The organism is Pseudomonas sp. Y39-6 (genome assembly GCF_023651955.1).
Taxonomy (GTDB): domain Bacteria; phylum Pseudomonadota; class Gammaproteobacteria; order Pseudomonadales; family Pseudomonadaceae; genus Aquipseudomonas; species Aquipseudomonas veronii.
The window spans coordinates 6887444-6909597 of sequence record NZ_CP069594.1; the positions used below are offsets into that span (position 1 = coordinate 6887444).

General features: G+C 59.8%; 19 protein-coding genes and 3 pseudogenes. 9 read left to right on the top strand and 13 right to left on the bottom strand.

Annotated features, from left to right (window positions below):
* Positions 1–37: 37 nt before the first annotated feature.
* The 4 genes and pseudogenes from JN756_RS31505 to JN756_RS32530 all read left to right on the top strand — a co-directional run.
* Positions 38–514: pseudogene (locus JN756_RS31505) on the top strand (RHS repeat domain-containing protein); the annotation flags it as partial.
* A 351-nt stretch (positions 515–865) separates the two neighbouring features.
* Positions 866–1312, top strand: a complete 447-nt coding sequence (locus tag JN756_RS31510; protein ID WP_177029755.1) for a hypothetical protein — start codon at positions 866–868, stop codon at positions 1310–1312.
* A gap of 283 nt (positions 1313–1595) precedes the next feature.
* Positions 1596–1860: pseudogene (locus JN756_RS32525) on the top strand (RHS repeat-associated core domain-containing protein); the annotation flags it as partial.
* Between the two features lie 159 nt (positions 1861–2019).
* Positions 2020–2193, top strand: a pseudogene (locus tag JN756_RS32530) (HNH endonuclease); the annotation flags it as partial.
* 18 nt (positions 2194–2211) lie between these two features.
* Here the strand turns inward: JN756_RS32530 and JN756_RS31520 are convergent.
* From JN756_RS31520 to JN756_RS31535, 4 genes are all read right to left on the bottom strand, one after another.
* The gene (locus tag JN756_RS31520) at positions 2212–3288 is read right to left on the bottom strand and encodes a hypothetical protein (protein WP_236255066.1); all 1077 of its coding nucleotides are present in this window, start codon (positions 3286–3288) and stop codon (positions 2212–2214) included.
* Between the two features lie 267 nt (positions 3289–3555).
* Complete coding sequence (locus JN756_RS31525; protein ID WP_003213368.1) at positions 3556–3831, bottom strand: HU family DNA-binding protein; 276 nt, start codon at positions 3829–3831, stop codon at positions 3556–3558.
* A gap of 191 nt (positions 3832–4022) precedes the next feature.
* Complete coding sequence (locus JN756_RS31530; protein ID WP_017849991.1) at positions 4023–5171, bottom strand: NAD(P)/FAD-dependent oxidoreductase; 1149 nt, start codon at positions 5169–5171, stop codon at positions 4023–4025.
* A gap of 36 nt (positions 5172–5207) precedes the next feature.
* Complete coding sequence (locus JN756_RS31535; protein WP_046381624.1) at positions 5208–5375, bottom strand: rubredoxin; 168 nt, start codon at positions 5373–5375, stop codon at positions 5208–5210.
* Positions 5376–5572: 197 nt separating this feature from the next.
* Between JN756_RS31535 and JN756_RS31540 the strand changes: the two genes are divergently transcribed.
* Together JN756_RS31540 and ubiA are read left to right on the top strand one after the other, a co-directional pair.
* A complete protein-coding gene (locus tag JN756_RS31540) occupies positions 5573–6136 on the top strand; it encodes a chorismate lyase (RefSeq protein ID WP_108525831.1) in 564 nt (187 codons plus the stop codon).
* Positions 6136–7026: a 4-hydroxybenzoate octaprenyltransferase gene (gene ubiA, locus JN756_RS31545; protein WP_046485965.1), complete on the top strand. Its 891-nt coding sequence runs from the start codon at positions 6136–6138 to the stop codon at positions 7024–7026. The genes JN756_RS31540 and ubiA overlap by 1 nt, the downstream gene beginning before the upstream one ends.
* 30 nt (positions 7027–7056) lie before the next feature.
* On the opposite strand, the gene JN756_RS31550 is transcribed toward ubiA, so the two are convergent.
* Entirely contained in the window at positions 7057–7437 is a 381-nt protein-coding gene (locus JN756_RS31550; protein WP_046381623.1) for a COG4315 family predicted lipoprotein, read from the bottom strand.
* Positions 7438–7591: 154 nt separating this feature from the next.
* Between JN756_RS31550 and phoB the strand changes: the two genes are divergently transcribed.
* The 3 genes from phoB to JN756_RS31565 all read left to right on the top strand — a co-directional run bounded on the left by phoB (position 7592) and on the right by JN756_RS31565 (position 11208).
* Positions 7592–8281 carry a phosphate regulon transcriptional regulator PhoB gene (gene phoB / locus JN756_RS31555; protein ID WP_003176964.1) on the top strand — a complete coding sequence of 230 codons (690 nt, stop codon included), beginning with the start codon at positions 7592–7594 and terminating at the stop codon, positions 8279–8281.
* Between the two features lie 59 nt (positions 8282–8340).
* Positions 8341–9663, top strand: a complete 1323-nt coding sequence (phoR, locus tag JN756_RS31560; RefSeq protein ID WP_017849996.1) for a phosphate regulon sensor histidine kinase PhoR — start codon at positions 8341–8343, stop codon at positions 9661–9663.
* 204 nt (positions 9664–9867) lie between these two features.
* Positions 9868–11208 (top strand): hemolysin family protein, encoded by a 1341-nt coding sequence (locus tag JN756_RS31565; RefSeq protein WP_046381622.1) that lies wholly within the window; start codon positions 9868–9870, stop codon positions 11206–11208.
* A gap of 3 nt (positions 11209–11211) precedes the next feature.
* Here the strand turns inward: JN756_RS31565 and JN756_RS31570 are convergent, their stop codons facing one another.
* The 8 genes from JN756_RS31570 to JN756_RS31605 all read right to left on the bottom strand — a co-directional run bounded on the left by JN756_RS31570 (position 11212) and on the right by JN756_RS31605 (position 21751).
* The gene (locus tag JN756_RS31570) at positions 11212–11883 is read right to left on the bottom strand and encodes a M23 family metallopeptidase (protein ID WP_079444950.1); all 672 of its coding nucleotides are present in this window, start codon (positions 11881–11883) and stop codon (positions 11212–11214) included.
* A 207-nt stretch (positions 11884–12090) separates the two neighbouring features.
* Complete coding sequence (locus tag JN756_RS31575; RefSeq protein WP_046381620.1) at positions 12091–12996, bottom strand: response regulator; 906 nt, start codon at positions 12994–12996, stop codon at positions 12091–12093.
* A 167-nt stretch (positions 12997–13163) separates the two neighbouring features.
* Complete coding sequence (phoU, locus tag JN756_RS31580; protein WP_017850000.1) at positions 13164–13925, bottom strand: phosphate signaling complex protein PhoU; 762 nt, start codon at positions 13923–13925, stop codon at positions 13164–13166.
* Between the two features lie 70 nt (positions 13926–13995).
* Complete coding sequence (gene pstB / locus JN756_RS31585; protein WP_057005216.1) at positions 13996–14829, bottom strand: phosphate ABC transporter ATP-binding protein PstB; 834 nt, start codon at positions 14827–14829, stop codon at positions 13996–13998.
* 191 nt (positions 14830–15020) lie between these two features.
* The gene (pstA, locus tag JN756_RS31590) at positions 15021–16691 is read right to left on the bottom strand and encodes a phosphate ABC transporter permease PstA (protein ID WP_169863640.1); all 1671 of its coding nucleotides are present in this window, start codon (positions 16689–16691) and stop codon (positions 15021–15023) included.
* A gap of 15 nt (positions 16692–16706) precedes the next feature.
* A complete protein-coding gene (locus JN756_RS31595) occupies positions 16707–18740 on the bottom strand; it encodes an ABC transporter permease subunit (RefSeq protein WP_169850591.1) in 2034 nt (677 codons plus the stop codon).
* A 484-nt stretch (positions 18741–19224) separates the two neighbouring features.
* A complete protein-coding gene (locus JN756_RS31600; RefSeq protein WP_108525827.1) occupies positions 19225–20211 on the bottom strand; it encodes a phosphate ABC transporter substrate-binding protein PstS in 987 nt (328 codons plus the stop codon).
* 250 nt (positions 20212–20461) lie between these two features.
* Entirely contained in the window at positions 20462–21751 is a 1290-nt protein-coding gene (locus JN756_RS31605; protein WP_201021659.1) for an MFS transporter, read from the bottom strand.
* Positions 21752–22154: the final 403 nt, after the last annotated feature.

The following is a 22154-nucleotide window of genomic DNA, read 5'->3' on the forward strand; positions in this document are numbered from 1 at the left end:
ACCGTTGCCTACACCGGCACAAAAGCAGTTCGAGCATGCCGCCGCCAACCTGCTCGACGGCCCGCAACCCGGCGCCGGGCTGGTGGTGCATAACAAACTGCTGACCTACCAGGACAAGCGTTACCGCTACGACGCCTTTGGCCGCATGATCGAAAAACGCAGCGCCAAACGCGGCGTGCAGCGCTTTGCCTACGACGCCGAAAGCCGGCTGATTGAAGTACGCAATGAAAACGGCAGCGTGCTCAGGATGACCTATGACCCGCTGGGCCGGCGCATTGAAAAAACCGAGCATGGCCGCGACGGCTATCCGCTGGGCGAGACCCGGTTCATGTGGGATGGCCTGCGGTTGTTGCAGGAGCATATGGACCGGGAGACGGGGCTGCATTTCAATACGTTTAGGTTTTATGATCCGGATGTGGGGCGGTTTACTACGCCGGATCCGATTGGGTTGACGGGGGGAATCAACCTCTACAAATACGCACAAAATCCCATCTCTTGGATTGACCCATGGGGACTTCTTAATCTCAACACCAACGGCGCTGCAGGTAATTTCGGTGTGTACGAAATTCGAATAGACGGTGAGCTGTACAAGTACGGCAAGGCCGATATGAACCGTGTAACAGAATCCAGCGGCAACCCGACCAGACTTCACCAACAAGTAGAAAAATTAGAACGGCTGAATCCTGGTAAAACGATTAAGGGTACCGTTCTAGAAAGCGGCATAAGCACGACCCAGGCGGCCAAGACCATCGAAACTGCCAAATTGGATGCACATTACAAAAAACTGGCGGACTGATTCCTGAAGGAAACAAAAAGAGCTATAAAGGCCCTAAATCGCTATGTGGCAAATAAGAGAGGATAAATAATGCGCAACCCATACCCTATCGCCATAAGCGGACTTTTCCCAGATCCCGCTGCTGCTTTTTATGTATCGCACCATGTTAGCCGAATTATTCGAGAACAACTCGAACGCCAGATAATAAACACCGAAGTGTTCGATAAAAAATATGGTGACAATTATTGGCTGAGCCTGAGGGACTCAAGCGTGTCTGGGCTACTGGACCTAAATGTTACAGGCCCTGAGGTATCTAAGAGAAATAAAGCAGTGAGCTACTCCTTGAGAATGCCCAGCCAACCTATCAACAAAGACCCTACAGGCTATGAAAAATACCTTGAGTACCACGAAAAAGGTGTAAAAGAGGTCTTTGATGCATTAAAAATCCAGATGTCGGAGCCAATCGATAGCATTTATAACGCTATACGTAAGGAAGTGCGAAAATTGCCTCCGGACAAACTTAAGAATCCGGAATAAACATCGACGAACTTCAACTATATCACATGAGGCAAACTTATTTAAAATCACAGATCAAATAAATACCCCGTTTAATAAACCCAGGACTAACAGCAAGGTTCTATATTGATATATGGCAGGAACCCATCCTATTGGCTCAATTAAAATCGCACGTCGCCAGATCTACGATGAGACTTTTGAATTGGAGGCGCAGCAGCGGAAATTTTCCGTTTGTTGCCAAAGACAGCCACGGCAAACCACATATATTTGAAGTGAAGCGCGGTGCTGGGAAGTTGACCCCAGACACAGGGCCTGGCAGGTAACATATCAGATATTGGGTAACACGCTAGATAGAGGTGCGCGAGCCTTATTACATTGAAGAGCAGAATTTGCGGTTTCAGGGGCAGTATCTGGACCGGGAGACGGGGCTGCATTTCAATACGTTTAGGTTTTATGATCCGGATGTGGGGTGGTTTACTACGCCGGATCCGATTGGGTTGGAAGGTGGCCTCAATCTTTACCAATACGCGCCAAACCCAATTGGATGGGCCGATCCATGGGGCTGGGCGTATGCAGGGGTGGACTTTACTGGCAGCAGTGACCTGTATCCGATAAAAGGCTCACACAGAAATATCGTGACGATCAAGATGCAAGGCTCTAAATCGCGCGACTTTACTCAAGCCTACAAAGAACCAGGTATTCCTAGAAGCGCCAAGAAACACTATACCTGGCACCAGGTTGATGACTTCGACGCAAAATCCGGCGATACAACAATGCAGCTTGTCAGAAAGTCTGCCTATGAGGCTACGTACCCACATGGCGGTTCAGTTGCACAGTATGAAAAACACTTCAAAGTTAAAGGGCGGACTTGCCTAAACAAATCCGCCACTCTCCACTCTTGAATCAAGAGTTTATCAAAACTACGTTACATCCGATTCTACAAGCGTTATCAATCTTTTAATCATTCTGTTCATGTGCTTGTGGCGCAGTTCAATCGCATCCATACGAGACTTGTCAGTCGGTGCATCCGACGACTTCGGCGCTTCATACGGCTTATAAACAAGGTCGTATCGTGTACCCAGGTCTTGCAACTGGGCTTCTATGCCATCCATGGTTTTTTCTTGATTGGTCAAGCGCCCGGCTGTGTCTTTTGGTGCATCCGATTTTTTACTAACCGCATTAGCCTCAGATCCTTCGTTAATGGAAAGGATCTGGTTGACCATCAACTCTGTTTTTATTTCACTGTCTTCGAGGCGAGCGTCTATTTTTTGCTTTTCTGTTGCAGCCGGGTCTACGGTCGTGGTCGTGCCGTCCGCGTTCTTTTTTGCCGCGCCTGGCATTGCAGCTTGCGCTTCGATTCTATCGATGATGGCTTTGGAAGCCAAATGTTCTCCCACATTCAAGGGGATATTCACCAGTAAATTTACCCCCCCACTGATAAGTGAGTTGCGCGCGCTGGACGCCAGTTCAGAAGAGAGCGGCGGGAACCCATTTTTATCGTGTAGATCGTTAATATTTTGCGTGGTCTTTAAAGAATCCTTAATACCAGGTGACGCGGCTTTGGGGTTTGGCAGAGGATGGGAGCCTCCTTGTTTATTTGACCGAGGATTGGAGCCCCCTGATCCATTTGCCTGAGGATTCGGACCTCCTTGCCCATTTGGCAGAGGATTCGAACCTGGATTCGATCCTGGATTCGAACCTGGATTCGATCCTGGATTCGATCCACTTCCGGAACCTCCATGTCCACTTGACCCTCCCCCCCTGCGTCCTCCGCCAGCCTTAGTAGCGCCACTTAACTCAGAAGCACCTATTTTCTCATTACTCGCCGTGGGATATTCAATACCCCCTCCGTTACCCGCATTCGAACCATATACAATCTTCGAGGAGTCAGCCGTTTGCTGCCCATTACCCGACGTCAACGGAACTGAGTTTCCTGGCACAGTTGGCTGAGGTGATGGAGTAATTGGAGGAATATAAGTTAGATCAGTGAGTTTCATTGAGACACCTCTTTAAAATAGTCTTGAGCGCGTCCCTGCAATCTCGACTAATAGGTGGCGCCTCGTACCCATTAAGTTCCAGTGCGTAAGTAATCGTCCTTTACAAACAATAAAAAACTCTGCCCCGCTAATATTAATAACTGTATAAGCCGTGAGCCCCCTCCTTGCGCCTCGATTGCTTTTCCACACGCACAAAAAATGGGCACCCGACCCAGTCGGCGTGCCCACTTTTTCTACCTCCCCGCCCCCTTCGAGACGATACCGCTATTACGGGTTGACGCTGTCTTTGAGCGACTTGCCCGGCTTGAACGCAACGGTATTGCTGGCCTTGATTTTCACAGGCTCACCGGTTTGCGGGTTTTTGCCGGTGCGGGCGCCGCGGTGGCGTTGCAGGAAGGTGCCGAAGCCAACCAGGGTGACGCTGTCCTTGCGGTGCAGGGCGCCGGTGATTTCTTCGAGAACGGCGTTGAGGACGCGATTCGCCTGTTCTTTGGTGAGGTCCGCTTTTTCAGCGATGGCGGCTGCGAGTTCTGGTTTACGCATAAGTGAAGCCTCTTTGACGGTTTTTTGTTGTTATGTCCGTGCTGCTCTCTAATGGAGCAGCGCCCAAGGCGCCGCAGGCTCTACTCTGCGGCAGACGGGAGTGAGGATGGCATGCCCTCGGACGCCGCGCCAGTCTCGTGGCGACCTTTCTAGGGTGAAAAATAGGGTTATTCCGACAGAACGACCGGTATTTACGCCAGCAGCGGCGGAAGTTCTTTGTTCAACGCCAGTTTTTCCATCACGGCGCTGCCGGTCAGCGCGTAGCCCAGCAGGCGGCCGCTGGCATCGCGGCACAGGGCCTTGATGTCGGCGCCCTGCCCTTCGACGCTCCATACGCCTTCGGTGCCCCGTGGCGGTGGCGAAACCACCAGCGGGCAGACCGGGGTTTTCACGGTGACCGGCATCGGCCCGTAGCTGACGGCCGTGGCGTTGCCCGCCAGCGTCTGGGCCAAGGCGCGGGCGCAGCTCATCAGCGGCATGACGTACAGCAGGTTCAGGCCATCGACCTCGGCGCAGTCGCCCAGGGCATAGATGTTGGCGTGGGAGGTCTTGAGGTGGCGGTCGACCACGATCCCACGGTTGACCTGCAAGCCGGCAGCCGCGGCCAGGTCGACACGCGGGCGCAGGCCGATGGCCGAGACCACCAGGTCGCACTGGATCACTTCACCGTCCGACAGGTGCGCTTCCAGACCTTCGGCGCTGCGTTGCAGGCGGTTGAGCACCGGGCCCAGGTGGAAGCGCGCCCCAAGGCCTTCCAGCCCGGCTTGTACCGCTGCGGCCGCCGCTGGGTGCAGCAGGGTCGGCATGACTTGCTCGCACGGTGCCACCAGGTCGATTTCGTAGCCGCCGAGGATCAGGTCGTTGGCGAATTCGCAGCCGATCAGGCCGGCGCCAAGCAGCAGCACGCGGCGTTTACCGACGGCTGCCGCGCGAAAGCGGGCGTAGTCTTCAAGATCGTTGATCGGGAAAATCAGCTCCGCGGCGTCGCCTTCGACCGGCACGCGCACGGTTTCCGCGCCCCAGGCCAGGACCAGGTCGCGGTAAGTCACCGCTTCTTCGCCGATCCACAAGCGCTTGTGGCCCGGGTCAATACCGGTGATACGGGTATGAGTGCGTACCTCGGCCTTGAGTTGCTCGGCCATGGCACCGGGTTCAGCCATGCTCAGGCCATCGGCTTCCTTGTTCTTGGCAAAGCCGGTGGAGAGCATGGGCTTGGAGTAGGAGCGCCCATCATCCGCGGTGATCAGCAACAACGGGGTATCGCTGTCGAGCTTGCGAAACTCGCGGGCCACGTTGTAACCGGCGAGCCCTGTGCCGATGATCACGACAGGTGCGTTCATTCCTTTCTCCTTGTAGTACGTTTCTTAAATTCGCGATTACGCGATTTCAATCATTTCGAAATCCACTTTGCCCACGCCGCAGTCCGGGCACAGCCAGTCTTCCGGAACGTCCTCCCACAGGGTACCCGGAGCGATTCCGTCGTCCGGCCAGCCGTCTTTCTCGTCATAGATCAGGCCGCAGACTATGCATTGCCACTTCTTCATTTACTTGCTTCCTCAGGGTCCAGGCAGGTTGGCCGACGGTCGATAGATCCCGCGTTGCCGTGCGGCTCAGCGCGTTTTGTACTGATCGGGGCCTGCAGATGCAAGTACGATCGACACAAGGCACCGGTTCAGCCCGGCAAAAGAGCCGGACGCCATGGTAAGCTCGCCGCCTCTTTTGCTGCCAATATTGACGCACCGTGCCGCACTCAATCGCCCTTCCCGATGCTTGCCAATGGCTGACCCAGAGCCTTCTGAGCCCCCTGCCCGCGCCGTTGACCCTTGACTGGCTGTTCGACGAGGGCTCGCTGACGCGGCGCCTGACGGGGCTGTCCAGCGACAGTTTCAGCGTGACGCCGCTGTGCGAAGGCTGGCAGCCGTTGCGCGACGATGAGTGCGCGGCGCTTGACCTGCCCCAGGCCAGCATCGGTTGGGTGCGCGAGGTGTATTTGCGCGGGCATGACCAGCCGTGGGTGTTTGCCCGCAGCGTGGCGTCGCGCAGTGCGTTGCAAGGCGACGGGTTGCATATGGACGAGCTGGGGAGCCGCTCCCTGGGCGAGCTGCTGTTCTGCGACCGCGCCTTCACGCGCCGGGCGATCGAGGTCTGCCATTACCCGCGCCCATGGCTGCCCCCCGCGGATCAGCTCGACGGGCTGTGGGCGCGCCGCTCGCGGTTCGATCGCGGGGCGCTGAGCGTGCTGGTCGCCGAAATCTTCCTGCCGAGCCTGTGGCACGCGGTGCATGACCACCCGGAGAACCGCTGATGTATCAACGCCTGCTCAAATCCTTGAACCGTCTGAACCCCAGGGCCTGGGATTTCATTCAGTTGACGCGCATGGACAAACCCATCGGCATCTACCTGCTGCTGTGGCCGACGCTGTGGGCGCTGTGGATCGCCGGCAAGGGCTCGCCGTCCTTGATCAATATCCTGATTTTCGTGCTCGGCGTGGTGCTCACTCGCGCCGGCGGTTGCGTGATCAACGACTGGGCCGACCGCAAGGTCGACGGCCACGTGAAGCGCACCGAGCAACGCCCACTGGTCAGCGGCAAGATCAGCTCGAAAGAGGCGCTGGTGTTTTTCGCGCTGCTGATGGGCATCAGCTTCCTGCTGGTGCTGCTGACCAACGCGACGACCATCCTGCTGTCCCTCGGCGGCCTGGCGCTGGCGGCGAGCTATCCGTTCATGAAGCGCTACACCTATTACCCGCAAGTGGTGCTGGGCGCGGCGTTTTCCTGGGGCATGCCGATGGCGTTCACCGCCGAAACCGGCAACCTGCCTGCCGCCGCGTGGCTGCTGTACATCGCCAATGTGCTGTGGACGGTGGGCTACGACACCTATTACGCCATGACCGACCGCGACGACGATTTGAAGATCGGCGTGAAATCCACCGCCATCCTGTTTGGCGACGCCGACCGGGCGATCATTCTGACCCTGCAAGGCCTGGCGCTGGCGTGCCTGTTGCTGGCCGGCGCGCGGTTCGAGCTGGGCGGCTGGTTCCACCTGGGGTTGCTGGCGGCGGCGGGCTGTTTTGCCTGGGAATTCTGGTACACCCGGGACAGGGACCGGATGAAGTGCTTCAAGGCGTTTTTGCACAACCACTGGGCCGGGTTGGCGATCTTTGTCGGGATTGTCGCGGATTACGGGTTTCGATGAGGGGCCAGGCCCCTCATCGCGAGGGCCCAACTAAGGCTTGGCGACTTTCCAGGCCCCGTCCATCTTGCCTTCACCGGTCATGTCGCCGGCCTTCTTGTCCATGACGAAGGTGTAGAGCGGCTTGCCGCTGTAGGCCCACTGACTCTTCTGGTCGTCACGGGTGATCACGGTCCATTTGCCCATGGGCTTGTCGGTGGACGCCGCCGTCAATGGCGGCCAGTTGGCGGCGCACTTATCGTTGCACATGGATTTGCCATTGGCGTCCTTGGCGAAGGTATAGAGCGTCATGCCGTTGTGATCGACCAGTATCCCGTCTTTGGTCGTCGCGGGGTCCGCCGCGAATGCCAGGGTCGGCAGCGTCAACGCCGCCGTGACCAGCAGGGCCTTCCAGGAAAAAGTACTGTAAGTCATCGGAACCTTCCTTTTGTGGTTGTCAGGATTCGGACCCAAAGCGTAGTCCACGCAGGCGGGAATTGCGCGAGCAGCTAAATTACTGTCACACGACTGCAATAATTCCGTTATCTAATGCGGCGCAAGACAGTTAAATGACAAGAGGATTTTAGGCATGGTTGGCAGGAGCATTCTGATCGTCGACGACGAAGCGCCCATTCGCGAGATGATCGCCGTCGCGTTGGAAATGGCCGGCTATGACTGCCTGGAAGCGGAGAACTCGCAGCAGGCCCATGCCATTATCGTCGACCGCAAACCGGACCTGATTCTGCTCGACTGGATGCTGCCCGGCACCTCCGGCATCGAACTGGCGCGGCGCCTCAAGCGTGACGAGCTGACCGGCGACATCCCGATCATCATGCTCACGGCCAAGGGCGAAGAAGACAACAAGATCCAGGGCCTGGAAGTCGGCGCCGATGACTACATCACCAAGCCGTTTTCCCCACGGGAACTGGTCGCACGCCTGAAAGCCGTACTGCGCCGCGCCGGCCCGACCGATGGCGAAGCACCGATCGAAGTCGGCGGCCTGTTGCTGGACCCGATCAGCCACCGCGTGACCATCGATGGCAAGCCCGCCGAGATGGGCCCGACCGAATACCGTCTGCTGCAGTTCTTCATGACCCACCAGGAACGCGCCTACACCCGCGGCCAGTTGCTGGACCAAGTGTGGGGCGGCAATGTGTACGTGGAAGAGCGCACCGTGGACGTGCATATCCGTCGCCTGCGCAAAGCCCTGGGCGATGCCTACGAGAATCTGGTACAAACCGTGCGCGGCACCGGCTATCGGTTTTCCACCAAGGGCTGAGCCAGCCGGTTTCTGAACGCAAGAGCCTGACTTAACAGCTGACAAGGACGCATGTTCAAGTGAACCAAAACTGGCATGGCACGCTGATCCGCCACCTGCTGCTGTTGATCACCGGCTGCTTGCTGGTAGGCCTGATCAGCGGCCAATACGGCTGGAGCCTGGCCGTCGGCATTGGTCTGTATCTGGGCTGGACCCTCAAGCAATTGCTGCGCCTGCATGAATGGCTGCGCCAACACAAACCCGATGAAGCACCACCCGACGGCTACGGCCTGTGGGGCGAGGTGTTCGACAGCATCTATCACCTGCAACGCCGCGACCAACGGGTACGCGGGCGCCTGCAAGCGGTGATCGACCGGGTGCAGGAGTCCACCGCCGCGCTGAAAGACGCAGTGATCATGCTCGACAGCGACGGCAACCTCGAATGGTGGAACCGCGCCGCCGAGACCCTGCTGGGCCTCAAGACGCCCCAGGACAGCGGCCAACCGGTGACCAACCTGGTCCGCCACCCGCGCTTCAAGGAATACTTCGAGCAGGAAAACTACGAAGAAGCCCTGGAAATTCCCTCGCCCACCAACGACCGCGTACGCATCCAGCTGTACCTGACGCGCTACGGCAACAACGAACACTTGATGCTGGTGCGCGACGTAACCCGCATCCACCAGTTGGAACAGATGCGCAAGGACTTCGTTGCCAACGTCTCCCACGAGCTGCGCACCCCGTTGACGGTGATCTGCGGCTACCTGGAGACGCTGCTGGACAACGTCGACGAGATCAACCCGCGCTGGAGCCGCGCCCTGCAGCAGATGCAGCAGCAAGGCTCGCGCATGCAAACCCTGCTCAATGACCTGCTGTTGCTGGCCAAGCTGGAGGCGACCGATTACCCGTCGGATAACCACCCGGTGGCAGTGCAAAGCCTGTTGCAGACCATCAAGAACGACGCCCAGGCCCTCTCCGGCCAACGCGGGCAACAGATCACCCTGGAAGCCGACCCGTCGGTACTGCTCAAAGGCAGCGAAGGCGAATTGCGCAGCGCGTTTTCCAACCTGGTGTTCAACGCCGTGAAGTACACACCGGACAAGGGCAATATCCGCATCCGCTGGTGGGCCGACGCCCAGGGCGCGCACCTGAGCGTGCAAGACTCCGGCATCGGCATCGACGCCAAGCACCTGCCGCGCCTGACCGAGCGCTTCTACCGCGTCGACTCCAGCCGCAACTCCAACACCGGCGGCACCGGGCTGGGCCTGGCGATCGTCAAGCACGTGCTGCTGCGCCACCGCGCACGCCTGGAAATCAGCAGTGTGCTCGGCCACGGCAGCACCTTTACCTGCCATTTTCCGCCGCCCCAGGTAACCCGTTCGCGGATGGTCGTGAATGATGAATAGCCCGGACACAATACAACGCTAAATGTGGGAGCAAGCCCCCTCCCACATTTGGAATTGCATTGTTCCAAAGCAGGTATTCCTGGCTCCACCAGGCAGCAACCACTAGGCAAGCGCCGCGCCAGCCGCTACATTGGCCGACTTGTGTCCGCCTTTCAGGCGCTCCTGTCACCCCTATTGAACATACGGAACCCGCAAAACCCCATCATGGACCCTTCCCCAGGTATCACCCTCGCCACACTCTTCGCCGATTTCGGCATGATTCTTTTTGCACTGATCCTGGTACTGCTCAACGCGTTCTTCGTTGCGGCGGAGTTTGCCATGGTCAAACTGCGCTCCACGCGGGTCGAGGCCATCGCCCACACCAACGGTTGGCGCGGGCAGATCCTGCGCACCGTCCACCGCCAGCTCGACGCCTACCTGTCGGCCTGCCAGCTGGGTATCACCCTCGCCTCCCTGGGCCTGGGCTGGGTCGGCGAGCCGGCGTTTGCGCATATCCTCGAGCCGCTGCTGGGCGCCGCTGGCGTCGAGTCGCCGGAAGTGATCAAAGGCGTGTCGTTCTTTTCCGCCTTCTTCCTGATTTCCTACCTGCACATCGTGGTCGGTGAACTGGCGCCCAAGTCCTGGGCCATTCGCAAGCCGGAACTGCTGTCGCTGTGGACGGCCGTGCCGCTGTACCTGTTCTACTGGGCCATGTACCCGGCAATCTACCTGCTCAACGCCAGCGCCAATGCCATCCTGCGGATCGCTGGGCAAGGCGAACCCGGCCCGCACCATGAGCACCAGTACAGCCGCGAAGAACTCAAGCTGATCCTGCACTCCAGCCGTGGCCAGGACCCCAGCGACCAAGGCATGCGCGTCTTGGCCTCAGCCGTGGAAATGGGCGAACTGGAAGTGGTCGACTGGGCCAACTCGCGGGAAGACCTGGTGACCCTGGACTTCAACGCTCCGCTCAAGGAAATCCTCGCGCTGTTCCGTCGCCACAAATTCAGCCGTTACCCGGTGTATGACGCGCAGCGCAACGAGTTTGTCGGCCTGCTGCACATCAAGGACCTGCTGCTGGAACTGGCGAACCTGGACCATCTCCCCGAGTCGTTCAACCTGGCCGAACTGACCCGCCCACTGGAGCGCGTGTCGCGGCACATGCCGCTGTCGCAGTTGCTGGAGCAGTTCCGCAAAGGCGGCGCGCACTTCGCCCTGGTGGAAGAGGCCGACGGCAAGGTCATCGGCTACCTGACCATGGAAGACGTGCTCGAAGTGCTGGTGGGCGATATCCAGGACGAACACCGCAAGGCCGAGCGCGGCATCCTCGCCTACCAGCCGGGCAAACTGCTGGTACGCGGCGATACGCCGCTGTTCAAGGTGGAACGCCTGCTTGGCGTCGACCTCGACCACATCGAAGCGGAAACCCTGGCCGGGCTGGTCTACGACACCCTCAAGCGGGTGCCGGAAGAGGAAGAAGTTCTCGAGGTTGAAGGCCTGCGGATCATCATCAAGAAGATGAAAGGGCCGAAAATCGTGCTGGCCAAGGTCCTGCTGCTGGACTGACCGTCAATTGCCCAAGGCAAAATTGGGCAATACCCCCACGGGCTGGTTGAACTCATACGGGATCGATACCAGCCCCGCCTCGGTCCGCTGCTGCACCACAAAGTGCAGGTGCGGCCCGCTGCTGTTGCCGGTGTTGCCCGACAACCCCAGCGCACTGCCCACCGCCACCCGCTGCCCCGGCCTGACGCTGACCGAACCTTGCTTGAGGTGCAGGTACACGCCCTGGGTGCCGTCATCGTGCAGCACCCGCACGAAATTCCCTGACGCATCGTTGCCGCGCCCGGCCTGGTCATTCTCGATCTTCACCACCCTGCCGCTGCGCGCCGCAATGATCGGCGTGCCTTCGGGCATGGCAATGTCCATGGCGTAGCGGCTTTTGGCGTCGGTATGGCTGAAGCTGCCGTTGGGGCCTTGGCTCAGGCGAAACGGCCCGCCGCGCCAGGGCAAGGGGTAGCGGTAGGCCTGCTGGGGATAACCGGGCCTTGGCCGGTCGAGCACCGGCCGTTGCACGCGCACGGCCTCCCGCTCCCGGATCACAAACGCCTGGGCACCGGGGGTTTGCCGGTCGCTGAAAAACACCTCGCCATTGGCGTCGGTGGATTTGTAGAGGGTCATGGCCGGGGTCGACGTGGCAACCGTGGCCAATACGCAGAGCAGCAGTAGGCGAATGAGCATGACGCGAACCTGCCGGGGGGACTGAATGGCAGGCTAGCAAGGCTTGATGACAAGACCGTGTGAGATTTACCCGATACTGAAAACAACGAACTTCACATGTAGGAGCGGGCTTGCTCGCGATTGCGGTAGTTCAGCCAACGAAGATGTTGAATGAAAGACCATCGGGAGCACGCCCCCTTCCACAGGGGACAGGTGGCGTTCTGTGAATCAGGCACCCGGCACAAAATGCTTCTGCGCCGTACCCCGCGCGATCAGCCGCGAGATGTAGTCCAGTTTCTGCGCATCCTGGTCGATAAAGCGGAAAGTCAGTTGCAGCCAGTCGCTGTCGGGCTTGGGCTCGAAGGCGACGACGGCGTGCAGGTAGCCGTTGAGGCGCGCGACTTCGGCGTTGTCGCCTTGCTCAAGGTCGAGCACCGCGCTTTCCAGTACCTGAGGCAGGACCTCACCGCGACGGACCACCAGCAACGCTTCCTTGATGCTCAGGCCCTTGATCACGCATTGCTGGGTGCCGCTGGACAGGCGCAACTGACCCTGCCCGCGACCACTGGCGGGCGCAGCGGCGGCAGCCGCCTTCACGGGCGGGCTGTTGAGCAGGCCTTTGCTCGGTGCAGCCGCCGCGACAGGAGCGACCTTGACCGCTTCGGGCTTGCCACCGGTCAGGGCGCTCAGGGAGTCGTTGCCGAACGCTGAGTTCATCTTGGTCGGTGCGCTGGCGACCAGGGCGTCGAGGCGCCCGACCTTGTGCAGAGCGTGCTTGACCTTGGTCAACAGCTGTTCGTTGGTGAACGGTTTGCTGACGTAGCCGGAAACCCCGGCCTGGATCGCCTGCACCACGTTCTCTTTGTCGCCGCGGCTGGTCACCATCACGAACGGCATGGCTTTGAGCTGCGGTTGCTCGCGGCACCAGGTCAACAGCTCCAGGCCGGACATCTCGGGCATTTCCCAGTCGCACAACACCAGATCGAAGGTTTCGCGCATCAGGATGGCCTGGGCCTTTTTGCCGTTCACCGCATCTTCAATCTTGATCCCGGGGAAGTAATTGCGCAGGCACTTCTTCACCAGGTCGCGAATAAACGAGGCGTCATCCACCACCAATACACTGACTTTACTCATCGACCCTTTATCCTATAAAAACGCGGCACGCAGAACGCCTGACTGATGGCATTTTGCCAAAACTCTGTAGTTGTGTTGGGACTTTCTTTCACCCCACGCACAAAAAAATCAGCGCCCACAAACGAAAACGCCCGACCAAAGGCCGGGCGTTAATATCTCGGGCAACCTTACTTATCGTCAGATTCGCCCGGAACATTAGGGATTTGATCGGTAGATCCTTCAACTTCGGCTTTCATGCGCTTGAGGCCCATGTGCCGCACGTCGGTGCCACGCACCAGATAGATCACCAACTCCGAGATATTGCGCGCGTGGTCGCCGATCCGCTCCAGCGAACGCAGCACCCAGATAATGCTCAAGACCCGCGTGATAGAGCGCGGGTCTTCCATCATGTAGGTGGCCAGCTCGCGCAGGGCGGTCTTGTACTCACGGTCGATGATCTTGTCGTACTGGGCCACCGACAACGCCAGTTCGGCGTCGAAACGGGCAAACGCGTCCAGGGCATCGCGCACCATGTTGCGCACCTGGTCACCGATATGCCGCACTTCCACATAACCGCGCGGCGCTTCGCCTTCTTCGCACAGTTGGATGGCGCGGCGGGCGATCTTGGTGGATTCATCGCCGATACGCTCAAGGTCGATCACCGACTTGGAAATACTGATGATCAAGCGCAGGTCGGAAGCCGCCGGCTGGCGACGGGCGAGAATGCGCAGGCATTCTTCGTCGATATTGCGTTCCATCTGGTTGATCTGGTCATCGATCTCGCGCACTTGCTGGGCCAGGCCCGAGTCGGCCTCGATCAGCGCGGTGACCGCATCGTTGACTTGCTTCTCCACCAGCCCGCCCATCGCCAGGAGGTGGCTGCGCACTTCCTCAAGCTCGGCGTTGAACTGCGCGGAGATGTGGTGGGTAAGGCCTTCTTTGCTAATCATGTTGGCGTCCTTGGAGCGTCCGGAAAGGTGCGGAGAACCGCAGCGTCAATGCAATCTGAACCACAGCTTCCTAGCCGTAGCGACCGGTGATGTAGTCTTCGGTCTGTTTCTTCGCCGGATTGGTGAACAGGGTATCGGTATCGCCGAACTCCACCAGCTTGCCCATGTACATGAACGCGGTGTAGTCGGAAACCCGCGCCGCCTGTTGCATGTTGTGAGTCACGATAACGATGGTGAACTTGGACTTGAGCTCGTAGATCAGTTCTTCGACTTTCAACGTCGAGATCGGGTCGAGTGCCGAGCAAGGTTCATCGAGCAGCAGCACTTCCGGTTCCACGGCGATGGTACGCGCGATCACCAGGCGTTGTTGCTGGCCGCCGGACAGGCCGAGTGCGGAGTCGTGCAGGCGGTCCTTGACCTCGTCCCACAGCGCGGCGCCTTTAAGCGCCCATTCGACCGCTTCGTCGAGGATGCGCTTCTTGTTGATGCCCTGGATGCGCAAGCCGTAGACCACGTTTTCGTAGATGGTCTTGGGGAACGGGTTGGGCTTCTGGAACACCATGCCCACCCGGCGACGCAGCTCGGCCACGTCTTCACCCTTGCGGTAGATGTTGCTGCCGTAGAGGTTGATCGCACCGTCCACGCGGCAACCGTCGACCAGGTCGTTCATGCGGTTGAAGGTGCGCAGCAGCGTGGACTTGCCGCAGCCCGACGGGCCGATGAAGGCGGTCACGCGCTGCTTGGGGATGTTCATGCTGACGTCGAACAGCGCCTGTTTTTCGCCGTAGTACAGGCTCAGGCCCGGCACTTCGATGGCCACGGTTTCCTGGGCCAGGCTCAGGCTCTGCTTGTCACGACCCAGGGCAGACATGTTGATGCCATGGGAATGGGTTTCTTGTTGCATGGGATGCTCCCTGTGCTACCAATTCGTGTTGTTGAACCGCCGGGGGCGGTTTACTCAAATTCTGCGTATATCGTGGTCTAGTGTGGGAGGGGGCTTGCCCCCGATAGCAGTGTGTCAGCCAGCATATGTGTTTCTGATACGCCGCTATCGGGGGCAAGCCCCCTCCCACATTGAGTCCGCGTTTACTTCAATTAACTGTCCAGCGCCTTGTACTTCTCGCGCAGGTGGTTACGGATCCACACCGCCGACAAGTTGAGCGTGGCGATCACCAGCACCAGCAACAGCGCGGTGGCATATACCAGCGGCCTTGCGGCCTCGACGTTGGGGCTCTGGAAGCCGACGTCATAAATATGGAAGCCCAGGTGCATGATCTTCTGGTCAAGGTGCAAGTAAGGGTAGTTGCCGTCCAGCGGCAGCGACGGGGCCAGCTTGACCACGCCCACCAGCATCAGCGGCGCTACTTCACCGGCGGCACGCGCCACGGCGAGGATCATGCCGGTCATCATCGCCGGGCTGGCCATCGGCAGCACGATCTTCCACAGCGTTTCCGCCTTGGTCGCGCCGAGTGCCAGCGAGCCTTCGCGCACAGTGCGAGGAATCCGCGCCAGGCCTTCCTCGGTAGCCACGATCACCACCGGCACCGCCAGCAGCGCCAGGGTCAGCGACGCCCACAACAGGCCCGGCGTACCGAAGGTCGGGGCCGGCAGGGCTTCGGCGAAGAACAGGCGGTCAACCGAGCCACCCAATACATACACGAAGAAGCCCAGGCCGAACACGCCGTAAACGATGGCCGGTACGCCCGCCAGGTTGTTCACGGCGATGCGGATGATCCGCGTCAGGGCGTTCTGCTTGGCGTATTCACGCAGGTACACCGCCGCCAGCACGCCGAACGGGGTCACGATCATCGCCATGATCAGGGTCATCATCACGGTGCCGAAGATGGCCGGGAAGATCCCGCCTTCGGTGTTGGCTTCCCGTGGGTCGTCGCTGAGGAACTCCCAGACCTTGCTGAAGTAGAAGCCGACCTTGGTCATCGTGCCCATGGCGTTCGGCTGATAGGCGTGGACCACTTTGCCGATGCCGATTTCGACTTCCTTGCCGTTCGCATCGCGGGCAGTCAAGGCGTCGCGGTTGAATTGGGCGTGCAGGTCGGCCAGGCGCGCTTCGATGTCCTGGTAACGGGCATTCAGTTCGGCGCGGCCCGAGTCCATGTCGGCCTGGGCGGCGGCGTCGAGCTTGCCTTCCAGTTCCAGCTTGCGACCGTGCAGACGGATACGTTCAAGACCGGCGTTGATCGCGCCGATATCGGACTTCTCAAGGGTCTTGAGCTGGGCCGCCAGCTTGTTCACGCGGTCGACCCGAGCCTGCAGCTCCGGCCACGCGGCCTGGCCTTCGGCGATGACCTTGCCATCCTGCTTGACGTTGACCAGGGTGCCGTAGAAGTTGCCCCACTCACGGCGCTCGATGGTCATCAATTCCAGCGGTTTGGTCTGGTTCTTCAGCCATTCGCCGACGATCCATGTGAAGTCGTTGCCGTTCAGATCGCGGTTACCGACTTTGATCAACTCGCGGGTCATGAATTCCGGGCCCACGTCGGGCACGGGCAGGCCAGCGCTTTTCAGGCGCTCGCGCGGCACTTCTTCTTTCTGTACCACTTCGCCGATGACGATATGGTTTTCTTGGCCCGGGACATCGTAGTTGGCCTGGATCAGGTCAGCCGGCCAGAAGTGGCCCAAACCACGCACCGCAATCACAGCCAGCAAACCAAGGGTCATGATGACCGCGATGGACACCGCGCCACCGCTGATCCAGACGCCGGGGGCGCCGCTCTTGAACCATCCATTCAGGGAGTTCTGTTTCACAGACTTCTACCTTTCTTAAAGCGACGAGTATTTCTTGCGCAGACGCTGACGAATCAGCTCGGCGAGGGTGTTCATGATGAAGGTGAACAACAGCAGCACCAACGCCGAGAGGAACAGCACGCGGTAGTGACTGCCGCCCACTTCCGACTCGGGCATTTCCACCGCGACGTTGGCCGCCAGGGTGCGCAGGCCTTCGAACAGGTTCATCTCCATCACCGGGGTGTTACCGGTGGCCATCAGCACGATCATGGTCTCGCCCACGGCGCGGCCCATGCCGATCATCAGCGCCGAGAAAATCCCCGGGCTGGCGGTCAGGATGACCACGCGGGTCATGGTCTGCCACGGCGTGGCGCCCAGGGCCAAAGAGCCCAGGGTCAGGCCGCGCGGCACGCTGAACACGGCGTCTTCGGCGATGGAGTAGATGTTCGGGATCACCGCGAACCCCATCGCCAGGCCGACGACCAGGGCGTTGCGCTGGTCATAGGTGATGCCCAGGTCATGGGAGATCCACATCCGCATGTCGCCGCCGAAGAACCAGGTTTCCAGGTACGGGCTCATGTACAGCGAGAGCCAGCCCACAAACAGGATCACCGGGATCAGGATCGCGCTTTCCCAGCCATCGGGAACCCGCAGGCGAATGGACTCAGGCAGGCGGCTGAAGATAAAACCGGCCACCAGGATGCCAATCGGCACCAGCATCAACAGGCTGAAAATCCCCGGCAGATGCCCTTCGACATACGGCGCGAGGAACAGGCCGGCGAAGAAGCCGAGGATCACCGTCGGCATCGCTTCCATCAGCTCGATCACCGGCTTGACCTTGCGGCGCAGGCCCGGCGCCATGAAGTACGCGGTGTAGATCGCTGCGGCAACAGCCAGCGGCGCGGCCAGCAACATGGCGTAGAACGCGGCCTTCAGCGTACCGAAGGTCAGCGGCGCGAGGCTCATCTTGGGTTCGAAATCGGTGTTGGCGGCGGTCGATTGCCAGACGTATTTAGGCTCGTCGTAGTTTTCGTACCAGACCTTGCTCCACAGCGCGCTCCACGACACTTCCGGGTGCGGGTTGTCCAGCAGCAACGGTTGCAGCTTGCCGCCGGCTTCGACGATCACACGGTTGGCCCGTGGCGACAGGCCGAACACGCCCTGGCCATCGACCACCGGGTCCACCAGCAGGGTGCGGTGGGCGGTGCTGTGGAACACGCCGAACTTGCCGGAAGCGTCGAGGGCGGTGAAGCCTTTGCGACGCTCCTCGGCGGTGATTTCAACGATGGGCGCAGTGCCCATCTCGAAGGTGCGGATCTGCTTCAGGCGCTGTTCGCCATCCGGGTCACGGGCCATGAACCACTGGGCCAGGCCGCCCTTGGAGTTACCGACGATCAGCGAGATACCACCCACCAGTTGGGTGCTGGCGGTGATTTCGGCGTCGCCGTCTTCCAGCAGTTTATAGCGACCGTTGAGGCTCTTGTCGCGCAGGCTGAACACATCGGCCAGGGCACGGCCGTTGATCACGTACAGCCATTGCTGGCGTGGGTCGATGAAGATCGCCTTCACCGGCTCGGTCATCTGCGGCAGCTCGATACGCTTCTGCTCGCTGGTGACTTCGCCGGTCATCATGTTTTCTTCACGGCTCAGGGACAGCACGTTCAAGTGCGAACCGGCCGAACCGGCCACCACCAACGAGGTGTCGGTGACGTTCAGCGCGACATGTTCCAGCGGGCGACCGGCGTCATCCAGCACGATCGGCGTTTCGCCGTAAGGGTATTCGATGGCCGGGCTGATGGTCTTCTTGCCGTCCGGGTAGGACACCTTGTAGGTGTGGCGGAACACCAGGGACTGGCCATTGGACAAACCGAGGATCACCAGCGGGCTGCCCGGCTGGTCTTTACCAATCGACACGACGCTGACGCCGGCCGCCAGCGGCAGGTCGATGCGCTTGAGTTCGGCGCCGGTGCTCACGTCGAAGAACAGCGCCTGGCCTTTGTCGGAAACCCGCATGGCGACTTGGTTCTGTTCTTCCAGCGAGATCATCAACGGCTTGCCCGCGTCTTGTATCCACGCCGGTGTCAGCGCGGCTTCCTTGGTCAACGAGGCGCCCTGGAACAAGGGCGCGACCACGTAGGCCAGGAAGAAGAAGATCAGAGTGATAGCGCCGAGGACGGCGAGGCCGCCGATCAGCACGTACCAACGGGTCAGGCGATCCTTGAGCGCGCGAATGCGGCGCTTGCGTTGCAACTCAGGCGTATTGAAGTCAATACGCTTGGGGGGAGAAGTCGTCGTCATAGTGGAATTGGCCAGATCATTCATGCGCACACCCTAGCGGTCCTGTATGACAGAAAGATGACAATGCAGTGACGCAAGAAATCCGCCGCATGGCAGAGCCGGCAGCGGACTAAAAATTAGGAGTTTCTGTAGGAGCGAGCTTGCTCGCGAAGAGCGTTAACGATAACGCGCTGCTTCTGAATAAACGCAGTGCTCTATCATCTTTCGCGAGCAAGCCCGCTCCTACAGAACGGCCGGTTTTACCCGGCCCAGCAACTTAGTTGCCTTCTTTCAGACCCAGGTCAGCCAGTGCCTTGGCGGCAACTTTGGCTGGCAGTGGGATGTAGCCGTCCTTGACCACAACTTCCTGGCCCTGCTTGGACAGAACCAGCTTCACGAACTCGGCTTCCAGCGGCGCCAGCGGCTTGTTCGGGGCTTTGTTGACGTAAACGTAGAGGAAACGCGACAGCGGGTATTTGCCGTTCAGGGCGTTTTCTTCGCTGTCTTCGATGAAGTCAGTGCTGCCTTTCTTGGCCAGGGCCACGGTCTTCACGCTGGCGGTCTTGTAGCCGATGCCCGAGTAACCGATGCCGTTCAGCGAGGAGCTGATCGACTGCACGACCGAAGCCGAGCCTGGTTGTTCGTTCACGTTAGGCTTGTAGTCGCCTTTGCACAGGGCTTCTTCTTTGAAGTAGCCGTAGGTGCCGGATACCGAGTTACGACCGAACAGTTGCACTGGCTTGTTGGCCAGGTCGCCGGTCACACCCAGGTCGCCCCAGGTTTTGACGTCGGCTTTGGCACCGCACAGGCGAGTCGAGGAGAAGATCGCGTCGACTTGTTCCATGGTCAGGTGCTTGATCGGGTTGTCCTTGTGCACGAACACAGCCAGGGCATCCACGGCAACCGGGATAGCGGTTGGCTTGTAGCCGTACTTCTGCTCGAAGGCCGCCAGTTCGGTGTCCTTCATCTTGCGGCTCATCGGGCCCAGGTTGGAGGTGCCTTCAGTCAGCGCAGGTGGCGCAGTGGCAGAACCAGCAGCTTGAATCTGGATGTTGACGTTCGGGTATTCCTTTTTGTAACCCTCGGCCCACAGGGTCATCAGGTTAGCCAGGGTATCGGAACCGACGCTGGACAAGTTGCCCGACACACCAGTGGTCTTCACGTAAGCCGGAATAGCCGGGTCAACACCAGCGGCCACCGCGTGGGCAGTCGCAACGCCAGCAGCGACAAAAGTCATTGCCGCCATCAAACGCTTCAGTTTCATGCCTTACTCCTAGCAGATAGGGATAGTTGGATCGGGGCCAAGTATTGATAGGCCGTGTGAACACTCTATGTCTGGAATATGACAATTAGATGAAAGGCCAGTATTGGGGGAAAAAGCGGCCAGAAGCGGCAAGTGCCGAAAAAACGGGGGTGGCGAGGACGTCGAGGCGGTTGAAACGATGATTCGGAAACACTCTGTAATTTATGATCGCTCCTACGCAACTGCGTAGGAACGATCTTCAGATAGCTGATTACCTGCCGCGCTTCCACAGATACCCACCCACCCCCATCCCCATCACGCACAGGACGGCAACGTAGTAGGCCGGGCCCATCGGGCTTTCTTTCATCAGCAGCGACACCGCCAACGGCGTCAGCCCGCCGAACACGGCGTAGGCCACGTTGTAGGAGAACGACAACCCGCTGAAGCGCACCACCGGTGGGAAGGCTTTCACCATCACGTAGGGCACCACGCCGATGGTGCCGACAAACAGGCCGGTCAGGGCGTACAGCGGGAACAGCCAGTCAGGGTGGTCCAGCAGGCTGTGATACAGCGTCCAGGAGGTCGCCAGCAACAGTGCGCAACCGACCACCAGTATGCGGCCGGCACCGAAGCGGTCGGCCAGGGCGCCGGAGGCAATGCAGCCCAGGCTCAGGGTCACGATGGCCAGGCTGTTGGCTTGCAGCGCAACGGTCGGGCTGAAGTGGTAGAGGGTCTGCAGCACGGTCGGGGTCATCAGGATGACGACTACCACGCCGGCCGACAGCAGCCAGGTCAGCAGCATCGACAGCACGATGGCGCCACGGTGGTCGCGCAGCACCGTGCGCAGCGGCAGTTCGGCGGCCAGAGCCTTGCGTTGCTGCATCTCGGCGAAGATCGGCGTTTCATGCAGCCAGCGGCGCAAGTACACCGACAGCAGGCCGAACACACCGCCGAGCAGGAACGGGATACGCCAGGCGTAATCGGAGACCTGCTCCGGGCTGTAGAGCGTGTTGATGGCGGTGGCCACCAGCGAACCCAACAGGATGCCGGCGGTGAGGCCGCTGGTCAGGGTGCCGCAGGCGTAGCCGATGTGGCGTGGCGGCACGTGTTCGGAGACGAACACCCAGGCGCCCGGGACTTCGCCGCCGATCGCCGCGCCCTGGATCACGCGCATCAACAGCAACAGGATCGGCGCCCACAGGCCGATCTGCGCGTAGGTCGGCAGCAGGCCCATGATCAGGGTCGGCACGGCCATCATGAAGATGCTCAGGGTGAACATTTTCTTGCGCCCCAGCAGGTCACCGAAGTGCGCCATGATGATGCCGCCCAGGGGCCGCGCCAGGTAACCGGCGGCGAAGATGCCGAAGGTCTGCATCATGCGCAGCCACTCGGGCATGTCGGCGGGGAAGAACAGTTTTCCGACCACGGTGGCGAAAAACACGAAGATGATGAAGTCGTAGAACTCCAGCGCCCCGCCCAAGGCAGACAGCGACAGGGTTTTGTAGTCGTTGCGGGTCAGCGGGCGCGACGGTTGCGCACTGCTTGCGGGCACGGAGGACATGGCAAGGCTTCTCTTATAGTAATCAGCGTAATAAAGACGGCACGCCCTGGACTTGCGGCGGTCTGGCAAGATAGCAAATCGCCGGAAAAAGCACAGCGTCGAACGGTTGATAGCGCAGCGCGGTGAACTATTCACGGCGTAGGGAGTCGGTCAACCAGGGCAGGAGAACAGTTGCCGGAAAAAGCTCCGTTACAGCGTCTATTTACCGACCAAATGAGCGCCGAGAGGTCGTCGCGACGCCAGCGTCTCGATATACTCGGCCCTTGCAAGCGCCAGACCCGCAGTCTTGAGGGGCTGCTGTGCCAAAACGCCGTTGGGTGCCATCCAGCCGGTTTGGCAGAGTTTCCCTTTAGTACGCCTTACGAGAAACACAGCTCGCGTCGTGCGTTGGTGCTGAAATGTT